At 71.9% G+C, this 20,900-nt stretch carries 17 protein-coding genes; 9 read left to right on the top strand and 8 right to left on the bottom strand.

The window, feature by feature from the left end; translation table 11 throughout:
- Positions 1 to 201 precede the first annotated feature (201 nt).
- On the top strand, positions 202 to 5,274 hold the full coding sequence (locus OWM54_RS39930; protein ID WP_267700717.1) for an Adventurous gliding motility protein K: 5,073 nt from the start codon (positions 202 to 204) through the stop codon (positions 5,272 to 5,274).
- A 25-nt stretch (positions 5,275 to 5,299) separates the two neighbouring features.
- Here the strand turns inward: OWM54_RS39930 and OWM54_RS39925 are convergent, their stop codons facing one another.
- The 3 genes from OWM54_RS39925 to OWM54_RS39915 form a co-directional block, all read right to left on the bottom strand.
- Entirely contained in the window at positions 5,300 to 6,037 is a 738-nt protein-coding gene (locus OWM54_RS39925; protein WP_141323435.1) for a competence/damage-inducible protein A, read from the bottom strand.
- Positions 6,038 to 6,177: 140 nt separating this feature from the next.
- On the bottom strand, positions 6,178 to 6,834 hold the full coding sequence (gene tmk / locus OWM54_RS39920) for a dTMP kinase (protein ID WP_223747355.1): 657 nt from the start codon (positions 6,832 to 6,834) through the stop codon (positions 6,178 to 6,180).
- Positions 6,831 to 7,169 (bottom strand): hypothetical protein, encoded by a 339-nt coding sequence (locus OWM54_RS39915; RefSeq protein ID WP_223747354.1) that lies wholly within the window; start codon positions 7,167 to 7,169, stop codon positions 6,831 to 6,833. Before OWM54_RS39915 ends, tmk begins: the two co-directional genes overlap by 4 nt.
- 214 nt (positions 7,170 to 7,383) lie before the next feature.
- Here OWM54_RS39915 and ribB point away from each other — a divergent pair, with 214 nt between their 5' ends.
- Entirely contained in the window at positions 7,384 to 8,535 is a 1,152-nt protein-coding gene (gene ribB, locus OWM54_RS39910) for a 3,4-dihydroxy-2-butanone-4-phosphate synthase (RefSeq protein WP_324289193.1), read from the top strand.
- 67 nt (positions 8,536 to 8,602) lie between these two features.
- Here the strand turns inward: ribB and thrC are convergent, their stop codons facing one another.
- The 3 genes from thrC to OWM54_RS39895 all read right to left on the bottom strand — a co-directional run bounded on the left by thrC (position 8,603) and on the right by OWM54_RS39895 (position 11,244).
- The gene (thrC, locus tag OWM54_RS39905; RefSeq protein ID WP_267700716.1) at positions 8,603 to 9,940 is read right to left on the bottom strand and encodes a threonine synthase; all 1,338 of its coding nucleotides are present in this window, start codon (positions 9,938 to 9,940) and stop codon (positions 8,603 to 8,605) included.
- Positions 9,937 to 10,500 carry a hypothetical protein gene (locus tag OWM54_RS39900; protein WP_141323439.1) on the bottom strand — a complete coding sequence of 188 codons (564 nt, stop codon included), beginning with the start codon at positions 10,498 to 10,500 and terminating at the stop codon, positions 9,937 to 9,939. The genes thrC and OWM54_RS39900 overlap by 4 nt, the downstream gene beginning before the upstream one ends.
- Positions 10,501 to 10,602: 102 nt before the next feature.
- Positions 10,603 to 11,244: a protein-L-isoaspartate(D-aspartate) O-methyltransferase gene (locus tag OWM54_RS39895; protein WP_267700715.1), complete on the bottom strand. Its 642-nt coding sequence runs from the start codon at positions 11,242 to 11,244 to the stop codon at positions 10,603 to 10,605.
- Positions 11,245 to 11,360: 116 nt separating this feature from the next.
- Between OWM54_RS39895 and OWM54_RS39890 the strand changes: the two genes are divergently transcribed.
- A complete protein-coding gene (locus tag OWM54_RS39890; protein WP_267700714.1) occupies positions 11,361 to 12,818 on the top strand; it encodes a tetratricopeptide repeat protein in 1,458 nt (485 codons plus the stop codon).
- A gap of 6 nt (positions 12,819 to 12,824) precedes the next feature.
- Here OWM54_RS39890 and recG read toward each other — a convergent pair whose 3' ends face one another.
- Both recG and greA read right to left on the bottom strand, forming a co-directional pair.
- Positions 12,825 to 15,851: an ATP-dependent DNA helicase RecG gene (recG, locus tag OWM54_RS39885; protein WP_267700712.1), complete on the bottom strand. Its 3,027-nt coding sequence runs from the start codon at positions 15,849 to 15,851 to the stop codon at positions 12,825 to 12,827.
- 125 nt (positions 15,852 to 15,976) lie between these two features.
- Positions 15,977 to 16,495: a transcription elongation factor GreA gene (gene greA, locus OWM54_RS39880; RefSeq protein WP_141323442.1), complete on the bottom strand. Its 519-nt coding sequence runs from the start codon at positions 16,493 to 16,495 to the stop codon at positions 15,977 to 15,979.
- Between the two features lie 185 nt (positions 16,496 to 16,680).
- On the opposite strand from greA, the gene OWM54_RS39875 reads away from it, so the two are divergent.
- The 6 genes from OWM54_RS39875 (at position 16,681) to OWM54_RS39850 (ending at position 20,856) form a co-directional block, all read left to right on the top strand.
- Complete coding sequence (locus OWM54_RS39875; RefSeq protein ID WP_141323443.1) at positions 16,681 to 17,211, top strand: FHA domain-containing protein; 531 nt, start codon at positions 16,681 to 16,683, stop codon at positions 17,209 to 17,211.
- A 44-nt stretch (positions 17,212 to 17,255) separates the two neighbouring features.
- Complete coding sequence (locus tag OWM54_RS39870; protein WP_223783693.1) at positions 17,256 to 17,660, top strand: MGMT family protein; 405 nt, start codon at positions 17,256 to 17,258, stop codon at positions 17,658 to 17,660.
- A gap of 139 nt (positions 17,661 to 17,799) precedes the next feature.
- Positions 17,800 to 18,306: a M15 family metallopeptidase gene (locus OWM54_RS39865; protein WP_223783694.1), complete on the top strand. Its 507-nt coding sequence runs from the start codon at positions 17,800 to 17,802 to the stop codon at positions 18,304 to 18,306.
- A 179-nt stretch (positions 18,307 to 18,485) separates the two neighbouring features.
- Positions 18,486 to 19,382: a TIGR04222 domain-containing membrane protein gene (locus OWM54_RS39860; protein WP_267700711.1), complete on the top strand. Its 897-nt coding sequence runs from the start codon at positions 18,486 to 18,488 to the stop codon at positions 19,380 to 19,382.
- A 2-nt stretch (positions 19,383 to 19,384) separates the two neighbouring features.
- On the top strand, positions 19,385 to 20,329 hold the full coding sequence (locus OWM54_RS39855; RefSeq protein ID WP_267701210.1) for a DUF692 domain-containing protein: 945 nt from the start codon (positions 19,385 to 19,387) through the stop codon (positions 20,327 to 20,329).
- On the top strand, positions 20,326 to 20,856 hold the full coding sequence (locus tag OWM54_RS39850) for a hypothetical protein (protein ID WP_267700710.1): 531 nt from the start codon (positions 20,326 to 20,328) through the stop codon (positions 20,854 to 20,856). Before OWM54_RS39855 ends, OWM54_RS39850 begins: the two co-directional genes overlap by 4 nt.
- The last annotated feature ends 44 nt before the right edge of the window (positions 20,857 to 20,900 follow it).

Below are 20,900 nucleotides of genomic sequence, written 5' to 3'. Positions count from 1 at the left end.
GGTTCCATCGCCTGGCCGGTTCGTGGGCGTGTCACCACCGCCTCCCCCCGGATTCCCGAGCAGGCGCACGGCTGCTCCCCGGGTATCCGGACACCCAAATCGCCTGGAAAGTCGGGAAGTTGAGGGACCGGGCAAGCGCGTGTTACGACCGCTCCCGGCCATTCTCCCCTCATCATCCCTGGCCCCCGGAGCCGGCCTTTCATGAGCGAGCGCAACGACATCCCGCGACCCCCTGTCACGGCCGCCCCTCCTCCGTCCGCCGTCGTGTCTGGCAAGACGGGCCCCTCCGCCACGGAAGTGCTCACGCAGTCCGTCCAGGCCGCGCCCCAGGCGGCGCCCACGCCCAGCATGGAGGACGAGGCCCGCGAGCGCATCGCCTCGCTCGAGCGCGAGGCCCGGACGCTCAGCGCGACGGACGCCACCACCGCCGCGCAGCTCTTTCACGAGGTCGGCCTGCTCTGGGAGGAGCCGCTCAAGAATCCGCGCAACGCGGCCGTCGCGTTCCAGAACGCGTACAAGCTCGCGCCGCGCTACCTGGTCAACATCCGCGCCGCGCGCCGGCTCTTCGCGGACGTGGGCAACTGGCAGATGGTCATCCAGCTGCTCGACGCGGAGCTGGCCGCCACCGACGACGCGCGCCACCAGGCCGCGCTCCTGTTCGAGAAGGGCATCGTCCTGCAGGAGCGGCTGTCCCGCGACGAGGAGTCCGCCGCGTGCCTGCGCCAGTGCCTGGAGCGCCGCCCCACCGACGTGGTGGTCCTCACGCAGCTCGAGTCCGTCTACGCCGCGCGCAATGACGCCGCCGCGCTGGTGGAGGTCTACCGGCTGCTGGCCGCCACCATGCAGCAGCCGTCGCTGCGCGCGCACTACCTGACGTCCGCGGGCCTGCTGCTCGAGGAGCGCCTCAAGCAGCGCGAGCCCGCCGCGTCGCTGCTGCGCGAGGCCTTCGCCCTGGACCGCGCGGACCCGCTGCTGCTCGCCGCGCTCAAGCGCGCCGCCGAGCGCGAGGGCCACACCGAGGAGCTGCTGGAGGCGCTCACGGCGGAGGCCACGCTGCTGGGGCCCCAGGCCGCGCCGGCCTATCTGCAGATCGCCAAGGTCCATGAGCGCATGGGTCAGAAGGGCGAGGCCCTGGCGGCGCTCCTGGACGGACGCCACGCGGCGCCCAATGACCCGCTCATCCTCAGCGAGCTGGCCGGCATCTACGAGACGCAGGGCCGCTTCGAGGAGCTGGCGGACGTGCTGCTCGCGCGCGTGGGCTCGCTCAACGACGAGAGCGAGCTGGTCGCCACCAACCTGCGGCTGGCCGCGCTGTACGAGGAGGTCCTCAAGCGCGAGGCCGACGCGGCGGCGCGCTATCAGGCCATCGTCGCGCGCATCCCCGGCCACGCCGCGGCGCTCGCGGGCCTGGGCAAGCTCTACTACCGGATGCAGAACTGGGAGGGGCTGGTCTCCGTCTTCGACGCGGAGGTCGCCGCCGCCGAGGACGCCAAGCAGAAGGCCGCGCGCATGTACAAGGCCGCGGAGATTCTCGAGGAGCGGCTGGGACGGCAGGAGGACGCCATCTCCCGCTACAACGCCTGCCTCCAGCTGCAACCCGGCTACCTGCCCGCGCAGAAGGCCCTCACCCGCCTCTACGAGCGCCAGGGCCGCTTCGCGGAGCTGGTGGCGATGTTCGAGCAGGACCTGCTCCAGACGTCGGACCGGGATCAGCTCATCACCACGCTCAACAAGATGGCGGGGGTGTACGAGGACCGGCTGGGAGACCTGGACCACGCCATCGAGTGCATGAAGCGCATCCTCGACCTGGCGTCGGACCACCTGCCCACCATCCGCAACCTGGCGCGGCTGTACGAGCGCGCGCAGCGCTTCCGGGAGCTGCTGGAGACGCACGACCTGGAGGCGTCGCTCGCGGGCGACACCAAGCAGGTGCTGTCGCTGCTCCACCGCAACGCGGAGATTCTCGACGAGAACCTGAAGGACCGCGCGGGCGCCATCACGGCGTACGAGCGCGTGCTGGCGCTGTCGCCGTCGTACCTCCCCGCGCTCAAGGCCCTGGGCCGGCTGTACGCCCAGGACGGCCGCTGGGAGAAGCTGGTGGACATGTACCGGGCGGAGTCGGAGAGCTCGCAGTCCACCGAGCAGGCCGCCGCGCTCATCTACAAGATTGGTGAGCTGTACGAGCAGCGCCTGTCCCGCGAGGACGACGCCATCGCCTCGTACCAGGAGGCGCTGATGCTGGCGCCCAGCTACTTCCCCGCGCTGCGCGCGCTGGCCCGCATCTACCGCGCCCAGGGCGCGTGGGAGAGCCTGGTCGCGATGCTGCGAGAGGAGGCCGCCAACCGCACGGACCCGCTGGAGCGGGCCAACGCGCTGTTCCAGGCCGCGGTCATCTGGGAGGACGCGCTGCGCCGCCCGGACCTGGCCATCGAGACCTACCAGGAGGTGCTGCGGCTGACGCCGGGGCACGCCGCCACGCTGCGCGCGCTGGAGCGGCTGTTCCTGGCGCAGGACAACGTGAAGGAGCTGGTCGCCATCCTGGACCGCGAGACGCAGGTGGGGAACACGCCCGCGGCCAAGGTGACGGCGTACCTGAAGCTGGCGCGGCTGTACCTGGACCGCTTCCAGGAGCCCTCTCGCGCGGCGCTGTGCTGCGAGGCCGTGCTGGGCCTGGACGCGGGCAACCTCACCGCCCTCACCCTGCTGGAGCGCATCCGCGCTTCGGACCGGCCGCGCCGCGCGGAGTTGCGTCAGCGCATCGCCGAGCGGGTGAATGATCCGCGCCTGGCCACCGCGCTGCGGCTGTCCGCCGTGGTGGACCTGGACAAGGGCCCCGCGGAGGGCACGCTGGAGGCGTACAAGCGGGCCTTCGAGGCGGACCCGGGTGACGCGCGGCTCGCGTTCGCGCTGGAGCGCTCGCTCAAGCTGGCGGGAGACGTGTCGGGCCTGGCCCGGCTGTACACGCTGCGGCTGGCGCACGCGCGCGACGCGGACGAGGCGCTGGAGATGCTGCTGCGCACCGCCGAGCTCGCGGAGACGCGCTTCGGGGACCTGGAGCGCGCGGCGGCGCTCTACAAGCAGGCGCTGGAGCTGCAGCCGCAGTGCATCCCGGCGCTGCAGGGGACGCGGCGCGTGGCGATGCGGCGCGGAGACGCGGCCGAGGCGCGCTCGGCGCTGGAGGCCGAGGCGCGGCTGAGCAAGGACCCGCGCGGCGCCATCGACGCGTTCATCGGCGCGGCGCGGCTGGCGTCGCTCATCCAGAAGGACACGGACGGCGCGGCGGCGCTCTACAAGCAGGCGCTGGAGAGAGACCCGCTGCACCCGGCGGCGCAGGCGGGGCTGGAGGAGCTGCTGGCGCACCGGGGCGGCTCGGCGGACCTGGCCGCGCTGCACGAGCGGCGCGCCGAGGCGAAGCTGGCGCAGAAGGACCACGTCGCCGCGGCCACGGGCTTCGTGAGCGCGGCGCGGCTGCACCACGGGGCGCTGGGAGACAAGCCGCGCGCGGTGGCGCTGCTGGAGAAGGCGCTGTCGGCGCAGCCGGGCCACATCGAGGCGCTGGAGCTGCGCGCCGCCCTGCTGCTGGAGGCCCAGCAGTACGCGGAGGCCGCGGCCATGCTGACCCAGCGCGTGCAGCTGGGCGGAGACGTGCGCACGCTCGCGCCCTTCCACCTCACGCTGGGCACGCTGTACCAGACGCACCTGAACGACGCGACGCGCGCCATCGCGTATCTGATGACGGTGCTCGCCTCGCAGCCCCGGCACCAGGAGGCGCTGGAGCGGCTGGCCACGCTGCACACGCAGGCGCGCAACTACGCGGGCGCGGTGGACTGCCTGCACAAGCTGTTGCAGCAGGAGCTGCCCCCGGACGCCCGCGCGCGCTTCACGCTGGAGCTGGCGCGCACGTACGACGAGGGCCTGGGTGACGCGGCCGCGGCCACGCCGCTGTACCGCCGCGCGCTGGAGCTGTCGCCCGGCGACACCACGCTCATCGACAAGCTGGTGACGCTGTACGAGCGCGCGAGGAACCTGCCGGAGCTGGCGCAGCTCCTGGAGGCCCAGGCCTCGGCGTCCACGGACCCACGACGCGCGAGCGCCCTGCGGGTGCGGGTGGCGGAGCTGTACGCGGGCGCCCTGTCCGAGCCCGCCCGCGCCACCGGGCTGTACCGCCAGGTGGTGGACGCGGATGGCACGAACCTCACGGCCCGCTTCGCGCTGGCCGGGCTGTACGCGCGCGACACGTCGTCCGTGCCGATGGCCATCGAGGAGCACAAGCAGATCCTCCGCCAGGACCCGACGCGGGTGGACAGCCTGCACGCGCTGTTCAAGCTGTGGGAGGGCCTCAAGCAGCTCGACAAGGCGTTCTGCGTGGCGTCGGTGCTCCAGTTCCTGCGCTCGACGAACGAGGTGGAGCTGGCCTTCTACACGGAGGGCCGCGCGCGGCTGGCACAGGAGGCTCGCGAGGCGCTGACGTCGACGGACGTGGACACGGTGCTGCTGCACCCGGGCGTCCGTGGCCCGCTGCTGGAGGTGCTGCGGGCGATGGGTGACCAGCTGGAGAAGGTCTACCCGCCGAGCTTCGACATCGTCGGCGTCAACCCGAAGACCGACAAGCTCAAGCCGGACAGCGCGGTGTACAAGGCCGTGCGCGCGGTGGCGCAGGTGTTCGGCGTCGAGGAGTTCGACGCGTACCAGGCGCGGCGCGGGCTCACGGTGCTGGAGACGACCGAGCCCATGTCGGTGTGCATCGGTCAGGACGTGGTGCGCCGCTTCAACGCGCGTGAGCAGAAGTTCCTGCTGGGCCGCGCGGCGCTGGGCCTGCTCAACAAGGCGGCCGTGCTGGAGAAGCTGTCGCAGGGCGAGACGGCGGACCTGTTCGGCAACGCCATCCGCATCCACGCGCAGAACTTCTCCGCGCTGGGCCGGCGCAACGACGAGGCGGTGAAGCAGCTGCGCAAGGCGTTCTCCCGCAAGGCCATCAAGGCGCTGGAGGGCCCCGCGATGTCGCTGGGCGACGTGCAGAAGCTGGAGCTGGCGCCGTGGCTGGACGCGCTGGACTACTCGGCGGACCGCGCGGGCCTGCTGATGGCGGGCGACGTGTCCGTGGGCCTGGGCATGGTGCTGCGCGAGGACCCGAACTTCGCGGGCGCGAAGCTGGACTCGGCCGAGCCCGTGATCCAGGCCGTGCGCGAGGGAGAGCGGCTGCGCACCCTGGTGTCCTGGTCCTTCACCGACGACTTCTTCCGGCTGCGCCAGCGGCTGGGGCTGTCGCTGTAGTCGCCGGTCGCGGCGGGAGGCTTCGTCACTCCCGCCGCAGCACCGCGCCGTCGGGCAGGCCGCCGATGATGCGCGCGACGGCCTCCTCCACCGGGCCTCGCTCGCCGGCCTCGACGGTGATCTTCACCCGGTAGTCCTTGGCCGGGTCGAACTCCGGATACGAGCCGATGGCCACGTGAGGCATGTTCAGCGCCACGCTGTCCAACACGGCGGCGATTTCACTCTCGCCCAGCCGCAGGAACAGGTTCTGGAGCACCACGGGGCTGCCGCTCAGGCGCGCGAGCACCGTCTCCAGCTGCATCCGGAAGAGCTGCGGCACGCCGGGCAGCAGGTAGACGTCCCCGACGGTGAGCACCGGGTACCACGTGCCCGCCTGGGGCAGCAGCACGGCGCCCTCGGGTGCGTCGGCCAGGCGCATGCCCTCCGGCGTCACCTTGCCCTCGGGCGCGCGCGCCTCGATGAGCGACACCATCTCCGGCAGGCGCACCACGGACCTGCCCAGCGCCATCGCCACCGCGCGCACCGTGACGTCGTCGTGGGTGGGGCCGATGCCGCCGCTGGTGAACACGTAGCGCGCGCGCTGCCGCGCCCGGTTCATCGCGTCCACGATAGCGTCCACGTCGTCCAGGATGGTCTCCACCGAACGCAGGGGGATGCCCACCTCGCGCAGCCTCTTGATGAGGTGCGGACCGTTCTGGTCCTGGACCTTCGCCGTCAGGACCTCGTTGCCGATGATGATCGCCGCCGCGCCCGTGCGCTCCATGGAGCGGTGGACTCTACCGCAACGGCTCGGATTTCCGTGGCGCGAGTCGGGGGGACTGTCCGCGATGTCCGAATTCAAAGGGCTCGGCCCCGCCCCTCGGGGCTGGGGCGCACCGGACCACGGGGGGCTGCAGGCCCCCTTTAGCGCTTGCGTCCGAGCAGCTTGCGAATCTGGACCAGCGAGGCCTGCGTCACCGCCTCGATGCCCTGCTCACCGTCGATGTGGACGATGCGCTCCTTCTTCGCGCGGCGGCGGATGGCGGCCAGGTACTGCTTCGCGATGCGCCGCTGCGCCTCGTCCGCCTCGAACAGCTCCGCCGCCCCACCCCGCGCCGCCCGTCGCTTCGCGGCGACTTCCGGCGCCACGCCCACGAACAGCGTCAGGTCCGGCGACACGGCGTAATCGTTCACCTGCTCCACCCAGCCCATGGGCAGGGACGCCCCCTGGTAGGCCAGCGAGGACAGCACGTACCTGTCACACAGCACGAGCTTGCCCTCCTCCAGCGCGGGCAACACGCGCGCCGCCAGGTGGTCCGTGCGGTCCGCCGCGAACAGCAGCGCCAGCGTCTGGGGCGTCAGGGGCCCCGCGCCCTGGGGCAGGCCCAGGCGGCCCGTGAGGGCCTGGCGAATCAGCGTGCCCACCGGCCCGTCCGAGGGCTCACGCGTGGTGAGCACCCCATGCCCCTCCGCCCGCAGCGCGGCCGCCAGCCGCTCCGCCTGCGTGGTGGTGCCGGCGCCATCCAGTCCCTCCAGGACGATGAACCGGCCCCGACGGGAGACCTTGCGCGCCCCGCTCACTGGGGCAGCAGCGCGGAGGGCTCGTCCAGCCGGAGCTGGCTGCGCAGCTCCAGCATCGTCTGGTAGCGCTGGAGCTCGTCCGCCAGCACCCGGCGTCCCAGCACGTAGCGGCGGAAGGCGTACCCCAGCAGCACCACGGCCAGCAGGGCCACGCCCCAGGCCAGCAGCGGGGTGCGCAGGGAGTCGTAGAACAGCTTGCCCGCCGCCCCACCGAACATGAGGGCCACCATGGTGGCGACCCCGGTGTGGGCGAAGTGGGTGGTGCTCTGGCGGACGGACAGGCTCTCCTGGAGCTGGTCGAGCCGCGTCCTCAAGTCCTGGGTGTTGGCGCTCATCTCGGAACCGGGCACCCTACAGCAGCCCGTCCCACGCGTCGAGTCATCGTCCCTGGGGACTCCAACCTTCCAGGTCGCACACGATTCCGCCCACACCGAAACGGGCAGTCGGAGGAGCGCCCCAGGAGGACCTACTCCGGCCCATCATCCGGGCGCACGCCGGGAGGCGGGTTGGCTTGCCAGCCCCGGACCTAGACGCTACATGCGCCTGCACATGCAGACCCGCGAGCGGACCGAAGCCACCATGAGCCACGACGCCAAGCTCTCCTCCATCGAGGATGCCATCCAGGACATCCGCGACGGCAAGTTCGTCATCGTCGCGGACGACGAGGACCGCGAGAACGAGGGCGACCTCATCATGGCGGCGGAGAAGGTGACGCCCGAGCACCTGGCCTTCATGGTGCGCCACACCAGCGGCATCGTCTGCATGCCCATGCTGGCGGACCGACTGGACGCGCTGCGGCTGCCGCAGATGGTGTCGGACAACACCGAGTCCCACCGCACGGCCTTCACGGTGTCCGTGGACTACCGGCACGGGACGACCACGGGCGTGTCCGCGGCGGACCGCGCGAAGACCATCCTGGCGCTGGCGGACCCGGAGAGCCAGGCCAACGACTTCCTGCGCCCCGGGCACATCTTCCCGCTGCGCTACCGCGAGGGCGGCGTGCTGCGCCGCGCGGGCCACACCGAGGCCACCGTGGACCTGTCCCGGCTGGCGGGCCTGGGCCCCTCCGGCATCCTGTGCGAGCTGGTGAAGGACGACGGCACCATGATGCGGATGCCGGACCTCCAGGCCTTCGCGCTGGAGCACAAGCTGCGCGTCATCACCATCGCGGACCTCATCGAGTACCGCCGCCGCAAGGACCGGCTGGTGCGCCGCGAGCCGGGCCAGCACACCGTCACCACCCGCTACGGCGACTTCACGGCGCTCACGTACACGTGGCTGCCGGACGGCGCCAAGTCGCTGGTGCTGGTGAAGGGAGACCCCGCCGCCCGCCCGAGCGCCCTGGTGCGCCTGCACGCGGCCTGCACGATGGGCGACGTGTTCGGCTCGCCCACGTGCAACTGCAACGCGCTGCTGGACCAGTCGCTCGCCCGCATCGCGCGTGAGGGCACCGGCGTCCTGGTGTACCTGCCCGGCATGCACGGGGACGACTTCGGCATCCACCACAAGCGCAACGCGGACGGCAGCGCCGACCTGCGCAGCGGCCCGCACGAGACGCGCGACCTGGGCATGGGCTGCCAGATCCTCAACGACCTGAACGTGCGCACGCTGCAGGTGATGACCAACACGGACATCACCTACCGGGGCCTCGCGGGCTTCGGGCTCACCATCGACAAGCGCGTCCCGCTGCTCGCGGACTGACGCGCGCCTCGCCGTCTCCGAGGGCGGCGGCTCCCCTCGAGGTGAGCCCCGCCCTTCCCTCGCGACGTCAGCCCAGGTCCGACAGGGCCGAGCGCACCGCCTCGAGGTTCGCGGGCAGCTGCACCGGAGGATTCGCGTAGCGGCTGGTGACGTCCGCCAGCGTGCCCCGGTGGTAGCCCACCTTGAAGTCCGCGAACTTCAGCCCGTGCGCGGTGGACACCACCGCCACGCGCGAGCCCTTCTCGATGACACCCTGGGCGACGAGCTTCTCCAGCGCCGCGAGCGCCACGCCCGTCTGGGGACAGGTGAACGTCCCCTCGCGGTCCGCGCGCGCGGCGGCGTTGGCCAGCTCCGACTCCGTCGCCTCCTCCACCACGCCGTCGAAGGCCCTCAGGATTCGCACCGCGCGGCGGAAGGACACCGGGTTGCCAATCTGGATGGCGGACGCCAGCGTGCTCTCGGCCTGCATGGGCCGCAGTTCCTGGAAGCCACCCCGGAAGGCGCGGGCCAGGGGGTTGGCGCGCTGGGCCTGCGCCACGGCGATGCGCGGCCTGCGGGTGATGAGGCCCAGCTCGAGCATCAGCTCGAAGCCCTTGCCCAGGGCGCTGGCGTTGCCCAGGTTGCCGCCCGGAATCACCACCCAGTCCGGTGGCTCCCAGCCCAGGTCCTGGCACAGCTCCACGGCGACCATCTTCTGGCCCTCGATGCGCAGCGAGTTCATCGAGTTGGCCAGGTACAGGCCCGTGTCCGCCGTCACCGCCTGCACCAGGCGCATGCAGCCGTCGAAGTCCGTGTCGAGCGACAGCACACGCGCGCCATTGGCGATGGGCTGCACCAGCTGCGCGAGGGAGACCTTGTCGCGCGGCAGGAAGACCACCGCGGGAATCCCCGCCGCCGCGCAGTAGGCGGACAGCGCCGCGGAGGTGTCTCCCGTGGACGCGCACGCCACGGCGCGCAGGGGCACGCCCCGGGCCCGCATGTGCTTCACGGCGGACACGAGCACCGTCATGCCCCAGTCCTTGAAGCTGCCCGTGGGCGAGACGCCGCACTCCTTCAGGTCCAACGCGGACAGCCCCAGCTCGGACGCCATGCGCGGCAGGGGCTTGAGCGGGACGCGGCCCTCGCCCAGCGAGACGATGTCCTCCACGGGGAGCTGTGGGTAGGCCCACTCGCGCTTGCCCCACACGCCGGAGCCCTCCGGCAGGCGCGATGAACCGAAGCGCGACTCGAAGCGCCGCTTCCACTCCGCCGCGGGCACCGCGCGCAGGGCGTCCACGTCGTGACGCACCTCCAGCAGGCCTTCGCAGCGGGGGCAGCGATAGACGACGTCCAGGAGCGAGGCCCGGAAGTCGCAGCCCTCGCTGCACGCGTACTCCGCCTTGAAGCCGGACTCCGAGGCGCTCATGTCTGCTCCACCAGCCGCGTGCCACACTCGGAGCAGGCCCGACCCGGGCGGCCCCGGGTGTGGCACGAGGGGCAGGCCATCCAGTCGTTGTCCTCGCCCGGCTTCCCGGCCACCACGACAGGCGCCACGCGGGCGCGAGGCAGCCGCATGCCGCAGTTGTCGCAGAGCAGCCCCTGCGCCTGGACGTTGCGGCAGTAGCGGCAGACCACCGCGCCCAGCGGGGCCGCGGTGCGCACGCCGTCATCCGGCGCGCGGCCCGTGTCCAGCTCGGGGAGCACCGCCACCGGCAGGTCCCCCGTCGGCGCCGAGCGCGTGAGCTCCAGGTCCTGCACCACCTGCGGCGGCAGGTCCGGCCCGCTGCGAAGGCGCGTGATGTCCAGCTCCGGCAGCGGCTGCGCGTTCACCGCGTCGCGGCCACCGGCGTGCGGCGTCAGCTCCAGCTCCGGCAGCGGGGCCACCGGGGGCGTCGCGCCCGCGGCGTCCACCGGGAAGCGCTTCCCGCAGACATCGCACTCGGTGCCCTCGGGCTGTACGTGGTCGCAGACCGGACAGATGATCATGATGCCGGGACGTTAGCGGGCGGCCACGTTCGGGGGCAACGCGACTTCTCGGCCCGTGGTGGCTTCCAGGCATCCGGGCGGACCGCTCCCCTCTCGGACCCGTCAGGGCCGGGGGACTCCCGTCGGCCCCGTCAGGGGGACGAAGCGCACGGGCAGCAGGGACTCCACCCGGGGGAGATGACCCACCTCCTTGGCCCGATGGATGAGCAGCAGCTGCTGGGCGCCCTCCAGCGGTCCGACGGGGACCACCATCCGGCCCCCGCGCCGGAGCTGGGAGAGCAGCGAGGAGGGCACCTCGACCGGCGCGGCGGTGACCGTGATGGCGTCGAACGGCGCCTGCTCCGGCCAGCCCTCCGCGCCGTCGCCCTGGCGGAAGTACACGTTCTGGAAGCCCAGCCGGTGGAGCCGCTCGCGCGCCGAGCGGGCGAGCTCCGGGACGATCTCCACCGTGAACACCTCGCGGCACAAGAGCGACAGCAGCGCCGTCTGGTAGCCGGAGCCCGTGCCGATCTCCAGCACCCGCTCATGCCCCTCCAGGCGCAGGGCCTGCGTCATGAACGCCACGACATAGGGCTGGCTGATGGTCTGTCCATGGCCGATGGGCAGCGGCGCGTCGACGCCCGCCTCCGAGCGCGAGTGCTCCGCCACGAACTCCGCCCGGCTCAAGCGGCCGATGCCCTCCAGCACCCGAGGATCATGGATGCCCTGTCGGGACAGATACTCGGCGCGCTCCAGATCTCCCATGCCCGAAGCCTAACCACGCGAGGCGCTCGCAGCAGCGGGCGGGTCCGACAAGCCTCGCGGGAATTTCCCCGGCGGCACGCTATCCAAGGCAAGGCCCCCCACCCTACGCTCGCGCGATGGCCGAGCCGGCGTACATCTTCGGGCGAGTCGAATCCCCAGGCGGTATCCAACCTCCGCCCACGCGTCTCCCGTTCGTCCAGGGAATCATCCCGCTGCTGCTGGCGCTCGTCGGCGGGTATCAGCTCCTCGGCCTCCGGCCGACCACGCTCGAGCCGGTCAGCGTCCAGGGCGCGTTGCTCGTGGGGACGTTGGCGTGTGGCGTCTGGGGCGCGGTCCGCATGCGGCGCTCGCTGCGGCTGCGAGCCTTCGCGAAGGCGCACCGCGCCGAGCCCTGGCTGTGGGACCACCCCTGGACCCAGGAGACGGTGGCCCCCCAGCTCACGACCGGGCCGCTCCTGCGTCCCATCCTCGGGTGCCTCGCCATCGTGGGGCTGCTCGGCGCCTTCGGGCACCTCGCCCCCGAGGTCCTGGGCCCGGACACGCCCCAGAAGCAGCGGCTCGGCGGTGGATTCATGCTGCTCGCGCTGACGACCTTGGGGCTCTACGTGACCTGGCGCTTCCTGCTGCGGGCCTTCTATCGCCGCTGGAAGGCACGCCGCGTCTTCGGACGCTATCACCGACGCGCGCTCCTCCACCTGGCGACAGCTGGGCGAGGAGGTCTCCTGGGAGCTCGAGGTTTGGGGCGTCACCGAGCAGGAGAAGACCTTGGAAGTGAATTTCCGCCTCCCGGTGTACGTCACGGCCGCCACCCGCCTCTGACGCGGACGCCCTCCATGATGACACCCCTGCTCCTGCTGCTCACGGCCGCGCCCCCGGACGCCGCCACCCTGCGTGCCCAGGCCCAGAAGGCCTATGACGCGAAGCAGTTCGCCAAGGCCTGTCCCCTGTTCGAGAAGCTCACCCAGCTCTCACCCCAGGACGGCGCCGCGTGGGCGGACCTGTCCTTGTGCCTGTTCCGCGCGAAGAAGAAGCCCGCGGCCCTCGACGCCGCGCGCCACGCCGTGCGCTGGGGCGATGAGAAGACCCGCAAGAGCACCTACTTCAACCTGGACAAGTTCGGCGGGGAGGATGGGGTGTTCACCCGCGATGGGGACGACGCCCCCTGCAAGAAGGCCCACCTGCCGGCGTGCGCCGAGACCGCCTGGCTCTGCGCCGACCCGTACTCGGACCTCTATCGAACGTCCGGGGAGACCTCGGGCGGATCCTACAGCGCGGTCTTCCTGTGCTCCGAGCCCCAGTCCTCGGAGGGTGGGGGCTGTACGACCATCGACCTGGGTGGAAGCCAGGACACCTTCGCCGGGACCTCGGACGACAGCCCCGGCATCTACTCGTTCAAGGGCTGCACGGTCGTCGCGGTGGACCCGTGCGAGCGGAGGTTGGGCCTGGCCTGCACCGAGGGCGAGGGCGTCCTCGCCGGACCGGAGGGGAGGACGGCCACGCGCAAGCGTGCCTGGGTGGAGGAGCGCGGCTACGAGCCGCTCCCGAAGCCCAAGAGCCCCGACGCGGAGCCCTGACGCGCGCTACCCCACCCGCGCGAGCGCGAGCCGGCCTTCCCACCGCTCCTCGAGCGCCTTCACCAGTCCCTGGTGCTCGGGAGACTTCATGTCCGGATCCCTGGCGAGGATGCGCCGGGCCTCGGCCTGCGCCATGGAGAGCAGGTCCCCATCCCGCGCGAGGTTCGCCACCGCCAGCTCCGGCAGGCCGCTCTGCCGCGTGCCGAGGAACTCGCCCGGCCCGCGAATCTCCAGGTCCTTCTCCGCGATGACGAAGCCGTCGCTGCTGGCCTCCATCACCGACAGCCGCTCGGTGGACTCCCACGAGCGCGCGCTGCTCGCCACCAGGTAGCAGTAGCTGGCCGCGGCGCCACGTCCCACGCGCCCACGGAGCTGGTGGAGCTGGGACAGGCCGAAGCGCTCCGCCGCCTCCACCACCATCACCGAGGCGTTGGGCACGTCCACGCCCACCTCCACCACGGTGGTGCACACGAGGACGTCCAGCCGCTTCTCGCGGAAGTCCTCCATGACCGCGTCCTTCTCCTCCGCCTTCATCCGCCCGTGCAGGAGGCCCACCTTCGCCTGGGGGAAGGCCGCCCGCAGCTTCTCCACGCCGCGCGTCGCGTCCTCCAGGTCCAGCTTCTCCGACTCCTCCACCAGCGGATACACGACATAGGCCTGGTGGCCCTTGGCGAGCTCCGAGGCGATGGACTCGTAGACGCGCGCGCGCTGCTTGTCGTTGAACACGCGCGTGTTGATGGGCGTGCGGCCAGGCGGGAGCTGGTCGATGATGGAGAGGTCCAGATCTCCATAGAGCGTCATGGCCAGCGTGCGCGGGATGGGCGTGGCCGTCATCACCAGCACGTCCGGCTTGGGGCCCTTGCTCATCAGGGAGTGACGCTGGAGCACGCCGAAGCGGTGCTGCTCGTCGATGACCACCAGCCCCAGCTTGTCGAAGGACATGTCCTGCTGGATGAGCGCGTGCGTGCCCACGGCCAGGTGGATGTCTCCCCGGGCGACGGCGTCGCGCACCTGGCGCTTGGCCTTCGCCGCGCCGGACGCGCTCACCAGCCCCACCTGGAAGCCGAGCGGACCGAGCACCTTGCGGAAGTTGCGCTCGTGCTGCTCCGCCAGGATTTCGGTGGGGGCCATCACCGCGACCTGGTAGCCGGCCTGCAGCGCCACCATCGCGGCGACCATGGCCACCGCCGTCTTGCCGCTGCCCACGTCGCCCTGCACCAGCCGGTTCATCGGCTCCTCGCGAGCCATGTCCCGGGCGAGCTCCTCCACCACGCGCGCCTGGGCCCCCGTGAGCTGGAAGGGCAGCGCCGCGCGCGCCTTGTCCATCCGCGTGGGGGACACGTCGAACGCGATGCCCAGCTCCGCCTTGACGCCCTGGCGCTTGAGCGCCATGCCGAGCTGGAGGAAGAACAGCTCGTCGAACGCGAGCCGACGGTGCGCCGGGCTCTGGTGGACGTCGAGCGCCTCCAGGTCGGCCGAGTCCGGCGGGAAGTGGATGAAGCGCAGCGCCTCCGGCAGCGGCATCAGCTCCAGGCGACGGCGCAGCTCCGGGGGCAGCGGGTCCTCGAGCTCGTGCGCGTACTGCTCACCGACGCGCGAGGCCAGCTCTCGGAACGAGCGCTGCTCGCCGCGCTCGAAGCCCGGGTACACGGGGACGATGCGGTTGAAGTGCACGGAGCCGGCGGAGTCCAGGTCCTCGGCGGGCTCGATCTCCGGGTGCGCCATCTCGCGCCCGCTCATCGTCGCGCGCACCTCGCCGGAGAGCACGATGCGCTTGCCCACGGTGAAGCGGCTCTTGAGCCACGGGCCGGCGTTGAAATACGTGGCCGCGATGCTGCCCGAGCGGTCCCCCACCACCGCGCGGAACATCCGCCGTCCCTGCTTGCCGGGCACGAAGTCGGCGACCTTGACGATGCCCACCGTGACGCCGCGCGCGCCGGGCTCCAGCTCGGCGATGGTGAGCAGCCGCCTGCGGTCCTCGTAGCAGCGAGGCAGGAGGAAGAGGATGTCGCCCATCCGCCGGAGGCCCTTCTTGTCCAACGCGGAGATGAGCCGGGGCCCCAGCCGCTTGCCCAGCGTCTTCAGCGGCGAGGACAACGGCCCCGAGCGCGGCGCGATGGACAAGAGCTTCGCCTCGGAGCGGGAGGCCTCCGCCGCCACGGCGCGCTTCTTCTTGCGCTGCTCCTTCTCCTTGCGCGCCTTGGCCGGGGACGTGCTCGCGGGGCCCGTGTCGATGGAGGTCTGTCGGCCCGGACGTCCGTCGGCGCGCGGGGCTGGGGGCGTACCAGGACGCGCGAGTCCCGTCTGCGCGCCGTATGAAGCGCGGGGCGCGTTCCCCATCTCCGCGCCCCCGGTGCGGGGCGCCGCGGTCTTCGCCCGGGCAGAGGTCGGCACGGGCTCGTTCGACCTCCACGGTGGAATCTGGACGTAGCCCGGAGGCGGCCCACCCTGTCCGCCGTCCACCGAGGCGCGTCCGCTCGCCCCCCGGACCACCGGGCCCAACTGGCCCTCCTGGACCCGTCCCGCGTTCGGATGGGGGCGAGGCGTCCGCGCCGTGTCGGCCCCTCCACGCGCCTGGTCTCCCGACGCCGGAGGACGTGCTCCGGACGCGGCCTGGCGAGGCTCCGACTCCGACGTCCCTCGCGGAGGGTTCGGCTCGCCAGAAGGAGCGCGCCGCGCGCCTGACGCCTCACCGCGCGGCTCCGAGGCCAGCGTCCCTCGCGACTCGTGCCCCGCGTCCGCGGCCCCCTCCCCGCTCGCGAGCCCCTCCAGCTCCGCCGGCAGCGCGACGCCGCTGAGCTTCAGGCCCGCGACGACCCGCCGCAGCGCGGCCTTGCGGCGCTCGGGCGTGGGGTGGTCCACGTACGGCAGCGCCGCGCGCAGGTGTCCCAGCGCCTCGGCGTTCACGCCGCTGGCTCCGGCCAGCGCGCGCTCCAGGACGGGCGTCAGCCCCTTCACCGTCGCGAGCATGGCGAAGTCGCGCTGACACGCGTAGCGCAGGGGCCCTACAAGACTGGCGAGCGGATGGTTCACGCGTGAGTCACGTCCATCCATCCTACGGAACGGGGGTGACGTCTCCCAGAAAACGCGACCGGGGAAGCGAGCCAAGGCCCGCTCCCCCGTCGGCTGTCCTCAGCTGTTCCCGTCGGACGGCGGACTCAGCCCTCGCCAGCCGGGGCTTCGTCCTGGGGATCCTCGAAGCGGATCTCCTGGATCTCCAGCTCGCGCGTGCCACCGGGGCTCTGCACCGTGGCGATGTCGCCCACGCGCTTGCCGATGAGCGCCCGCGCCACCGGCGACGTCACGGCGAGCCAGCGCTTCTTCAGGTCCGCCTCCATCTCCCCGACGATGCGGTAGGTGACGGGCTTGTCCGTCTCCGTGTCCAGCAGGTCCACCGTCGCCCCGAAGATGACCTTGTCACCGCCCAGCTTGCTGGGGTCGATGACCTCCGCGCGCGCAATCCAGTCATTGAGGGTCAGGATGCGGCCCTCGATGTGGGACTGCTTCTCCTTCGCCGCGTGGTACTCCGCGTTCTCGCGCAGGTCCCCGTGGGCGCGGGCGACCTCGATCTCTCGCGAGATCTTGCCTCGCTCGACGGACTGCAGGTGCTTGAGCTCCGACTTGAGCTTGCGCAGCCCGGAGGGGGTCATCGGGATGTTGTCGCTCCCGCTAGCCATCGACACAGCTCCTTCCACCACTCCCAGGTTCACGAAAAAGTCGAGGGCCGGCGCTCCTCCCGGAGCCCGGCCCCCTCCATGAAGCTCCCAATGTAGGGAACCCGTGACATGCAGGTCAATGAAAGCCGTACAGGGACCCTCGCGGACGCTGGGCGCACGCGGGGTGAGCCGCTAGGCTGCCTTCCGTGCTGTCCGTCCAGGAATTGCGCGCGCTCGCCGCGTCACTGCCCGCCAGGGATTTCGAGCGCCAGCTGGGGCCCTTCGCCCTCATCCAGCGTCCCCCCTCGGAGGCCTCGGCCGCCGTGCTCGCGCCCACCCGCATGGCCGCGCCCGAGGACATCAGCCTGGGCATGATGACCCTCCTGTTCGAATTCGAACACCTGCGCGTCGCCACGCTCCCGCCGCTGCACGCCACGGACCGGCTGCGCATCGGCCGGCGCATGGACTGCGACGTGGTCATCGACGACGCGTCCGTCTCCAAGCTGCACGCCGAGCTGCGCTGGAACGAATCCCAGCACCGCTGCACGGTGCAGGACCTGGGCTCCACCAACGGCACGTTCCTCAACGCGGGAACCCTGGGCCTGCGCGAGGCGACGCTGCGCGACGGCGACATCCTCAGCTTCGGCAACGTGCAGTTCTGGTACCTGGAGGCCCGCACGCTGCACGAGCGCCTGAAGGCGGGCGAAGCCACGGGCCTGGGCTCGCGCAGCGGCTGAAGGCCCCACAGGGTGACAGTGTCCTCGACAGGAGCAACGCCCCCATGACGCAGCCCGCGCGCGACGAGCGCGACTACTTCGAGCGCATCTACACCGTCGTCCAGGCCGTCCCCTCCGGCAAGGTGGCCACCTACGGCGACATCGCGACCATCGTCGGTGACGGCTGCGACGCGAGGGTGGTCGGCCATGCGTTGGGCGCGCTGGGCGCACGCTCGGCCACGGTGCCCTGGCAGCGCATCATCAACCGCACGGGCGGCATCAGCCTGACGGGCCACGGACAGAAGGAGCTGCTCGAGGCAGAGGGCGTCGGGTTCGACGAGCGAGGCCAGGCGCGCATGGACCTGCACCACTGGTCCGGCCCGAGCGAGGACTGGGCGCGCGCCCGCGGCTTCCAGCCGTTGCCCGCGCCGACGGCCAAGCCCGCCGCCGCGCAGCTCTCGTTGTTCTGACGACGCGAAACCGTCCGTCGAGGGCTCGGCTCCCCGGCTGCTTGCCTGCGGGAATGGACGCGCGAAAGTCAGGCCCCAACCCCCCGGGCCGGATTCCGCCATGTCGCTCGCGCTATTCCGCTGGAGTGCCGTTCTCCTCGTGTGCCTCTTCACGACCGCCGTCCTCGCGGCCGAGGCCCGTCCTCGTCGCAAGGCGAAGGCCGCGAAGCTGGTCCACATCGATGGCGGCCACCGTCTCCACCGCGACGCGGCCTCCGCGCTCCAACGCATGACGCTGGACGCGGCGAAGCACGACATCGCCCTCCGGGTCACCAGCGGCTACCGCTCCCTGCCCGAGCAACGCCTCCTGTACGAGCAGTACCGCCGGGGTCGGGGCAACAAGGCGGCGCGGCCCGGACGCTCCAACCATCAGCGCGGACTCGCGGTGGACCTGGTCATCGGCAAGCGCACGTCGAAGCGCTATCAATGGCTCCAGGCCAATGCCTGTCGCTTCGGCTTCCGCCGCACCGTGCCCTCCGAGCCGTGGCATTGGGAGTACCGCCCCAGCAGCACCTTCCCGCCCGTGGTCGGACACGACTGCACGGGCAAGGAGGTGAAGCGCCCCAAGCCCACGCCCGAGCCCGTCGCACGTCAGGACGCGAGCTGACCCTGGGTCGCGCAGGCCGCACCTCCCCAGCGAAAAGGCTTCCACGCTAGGCTGGCCGACAGGTCCCGACACATGGCGCCCCGGTGACACCCGGACGTCACGAAGACGTCACGGGACCGGGCTGTCACGTGCGCCCGGCAGCGTTTCATCAAGGGGCGAACCCACCGTGGGAGGGCGCAATGATGGACCCCTTGAACCTGTCGGGCCCGGATTTCCTCGCGCTGTATGTCCTGCTGGCCATGGGCGCCGTGGCGCTCGGACTGCTGCTGCGCTGGATGCTGCGCACACCGGGAGGCGGCCCGGACGTGTTGCCGCAGAAGCTGGACCCGTACGAGCTCGCGATGCTCTCCGGCCCCAAGGCCGTGGCGCACACGGCCCTGGCGAGGCTGCTCCACGACAAGGCCCTGGTCATGGACGGCACGACCCTGACGACGACGGGCAAGCGGTCCGACTTCGCGTCCCCTTTCGAGCGGCTCGTCTACGCCGCGGTCCATGAGTCGAAGAAGAGCAACGCGGAGCTGGTCGCCAGCATCGAGCCCGCGCTGGAGCGGCTCAAGCATCCCCTGCAACAGCGCGGCTGGTTGGTCGACGAAGGACAGGCCACGCGGGCCCGGTGGCTGCCGCTGCTGCCGCTGCTCGGCGTCCTCCTGCTGGGGCTCGCCAAGATCAACGTGGGCCAGGAGCGCGAGAAGCCCGTGTCCTTCCTGGTCTTCCTCTGCTTCGTCACGGCGGTCACCCTCTTCTTCCTCACGAGGCCCGTGTGGACCAGCCGCCGGGGCTCGGCGCTGCTCCACGCGCTGCGCTGGAATCAGCAGCCGCTGAAGACGTCCGTCATGAGCACGGAGAACTCCCAGGTACTGAACAGCCAGGACCTGGGGGTGGCGGTGGCCCTCTTCGGCCTGGGCGCGGTGGCGATGAGCGACTTCGAGCTGATGCGCCGGCACATCGACCCCTCGGGCTCATCCTTCGGCGGCGTGAGCAGCTCGAGTGGTTGCAGCGGCTCCAGCAGTTGCAGCAGCGGCGGCGACGGAGGCGGCGGTGGTGGTTGCGGCGGCTGCGGTGGAGGTGGCGATTGACGGTGCCCGGTCTTCGGGGAGTCGGCATCGGGTGGCGACGCGAGCTGGCGCTCTTCATCGACCGGCGCCCCGGGCTCGGCTTCGTGGAGGTGCTCGCCGAGCACCTCTCGCCGAAGGGCCCCGTCCCCGAGCCGCTCTCACGGCTGCGCGAGCGCGGTGTCCCCGTGGTGCTGCACGCGGTCTCGCTGGGTCTGGGCTCCGCGGAGCCGCCCGACCCGCGGCGGTTGGCGTGGCTGGCGGGATTGGCGGAGCGGCTGGGCGCGGTGTGCGTCAGCGAGCACCTCGCGTTCGTCCGCGCGGGAGGGCTCGAGTCGGGGCACCTGCTGCCGGTGCAGCGCTCCGAGGAGGCGCTGGAGGTGCTGACCGAGAACATCCGGATGGCCGAGGCCGCGCTGCCCGTGCCGCTCGCGCTGGAGAACGTGGCCTCGCTGTTCGAGTGGCCCGACGCGGCCTTCTCGGAAGAGGACCTGCTGCGCGGCGTGCTGGAGCGGACCGGGGCCTCGCTGCTCCTGGACGTGGCCAACCTCCACGCCCACGTGCTGAATCACGGCACGGATGCGGACGCGGTGCTCGCGGCCGTGCCTCGTGAGCGCTTGGCCTACGTCCACGTGGCCGGCGGCGTCCAGCGCGGCGGGCTGTATCACGACACGCATGCGCATCCGCTCCCCCCGGGGCCGCTCACCTTGCTGGAGCGACTGGCCGCGCGACTGGGGCCCGTTCCGGTGATGCTCGAGCGCGATGACCGCTTCCCGCCCGAGGCGGAGCTCACCGCGGAGCTGTCCGCGATGGAGCAGGCGCTCCTGCGCGGCACGGAGCGACATGGCCGAGAGGCCCACCGAAGCACGCCCGAGCGAGATGTCCCCCGCGGGGTCCATGAGCAGCGGGATACGCGGAGTGCCACGCAGGAGCGCGGCGCCACCGACGCGAATCGGGAGGGCATGGCATGAGCGCCCGTGAGCGACAGGCCCGCGCCCAGGCGGAGCTCGTGCGCGCGCTCGGAGTCGGCGCGCCTGCTCCACCAGGGTTCGACGAGGCCCGCGTGCTCGCGGCCGCGCAGTCCCTGATGAGCAAGCGCCGCCGGGGCGTGGAGCGTGCGTGGCCCTTGCTGGCCTCCGCGCTCGGTCCCGACTTCGCGCCGCGCTTCGAGCAATGGGCCCGGTCCAACCCCATGTCCGTGGAGCCCGACTCGCGCGTGGAGGGACGGCGCTTCGCCCAGGCCCTGCGCGACGAGGGCCGACTGCCGGGCGACCTGTCCAGGGACCTGCTCGACTTCGACGCGAGCTGGCGCGTGACAGCCTCGGGCGAGTTGGTGCGACGTTGGGGACTCGTGCTCATCGCCCGGCGTCACGACACGACGCGCCGGCGCCAGTGGGCCCTGCGACTGCCCGGTGGACGCGTGCTGCGGTGGGCCCCGGAACCCCACCCCCAGGGCCCCACGGCCCCACCCGGGGTGGACGTCCCCAGGGGGACATGATTCCGGAGCCCATCTCGACTACCCTTGCGCCCTCACCTGAGCCG

Source organism: Myxococcus sp. MISCRS1 (assembly GCF_026626605.1).
In the GTDB taxonomy this organism is placed as follows: Bacteria; Myxococcota; Myxococcia; order Myxococcales; family Myxococcaceae; genus Myxococcus; species Myxococcus fulvus.
Note: the sequence above shows the minus strand (reverse complement) of the source record. Positions and strands in the feature narration are given on the sequence as shown.

Bases quoted from the DNA above. Each gene is read 5' to 3' on its own strand.
- OWM54_RS39930 (WP_267700717.1), top strand. From the start codon at position 202: ATGAGCGAGCGCAACGACATCCCGCGACCCCCTGTCACGGCCGCCCCT.
- OWM54_RS39925 (WP_141323435.1), bottom strand. From the start codon at position 6,037: ATGGAGCGCACGGGCGCGGCGGCGATCATCATCGGCAACGAGGTCCTG.
- OWM54_RS39915 (WP_223747354.1), bottom strand. From the start codon at position 7,169: ATGAGCGCCAACACCCAGGACTTGAGGACGCGGCTCGACCAGCTCCAG.
- ribB (WP_324289193.1), top strand. From the start codon at position 7,384: ATGCAGACCCGCGAGCGGACCGAAGCCACCATGAGCCACGACGCCAAG.
- thrC (WP_267700716.1), bottom strand. From the start codon at position 9,940: ATGAGCGCCTCGGAGTCCGGCTTCAAGGCGGAGTACGCGTGCAGCGAG.
- OWM54_RS39900 (WP_141323439.1), bottom strand. From the start codon at position 10,500: ATGATCATCTGTCCGGTCTGCGACCACGTACAGCCCGAGGGCACCGAG.
- OWM54_RS39895 (WP_267700715.1), bottom strand. From the start codon at position 11,244: ATGGGAGATCTGGAGCGCGCCGAGTATCTGTCCCGACAGGGCATCCAT.
- OWM54_RS39890 (WP_267700714.1), top strand. From the start codon at position 11,361: ATGGCCGAGCCGGCGTACATCTTCGGGCGAGTCGAATCCCCAGGCGGT.
- greA (WP_141323442.1), bottom strand. From the start codon at position 16,495: ATGGCTAGCGGGAGCGACAACATCCCGATGACCCCCTCCGGGCTGCGC.
- OWM54_RS39870 (WP_223783693.1), top strand. From the start codon at position 17,256: ATGACGCAGCCCGCGCGCGACGAGCGCGACTACTTCGAGCGCATCTAC.
- OWM54_RS39860 (WP_267700711.1), top strand. From the start codon at position 18,486: ATGATGGACCCCTTGAACCTGTCGGGCCCGGATTTCCTCGCGCTGTAT.
- OWM54_RS39850 (WP_267700710.1), top strand. From the start codon at position 20,326: ATGAGCGCCCGTGAGCGACAGGCCCGCGCCCAGGCGGAGCTCGTGCGC.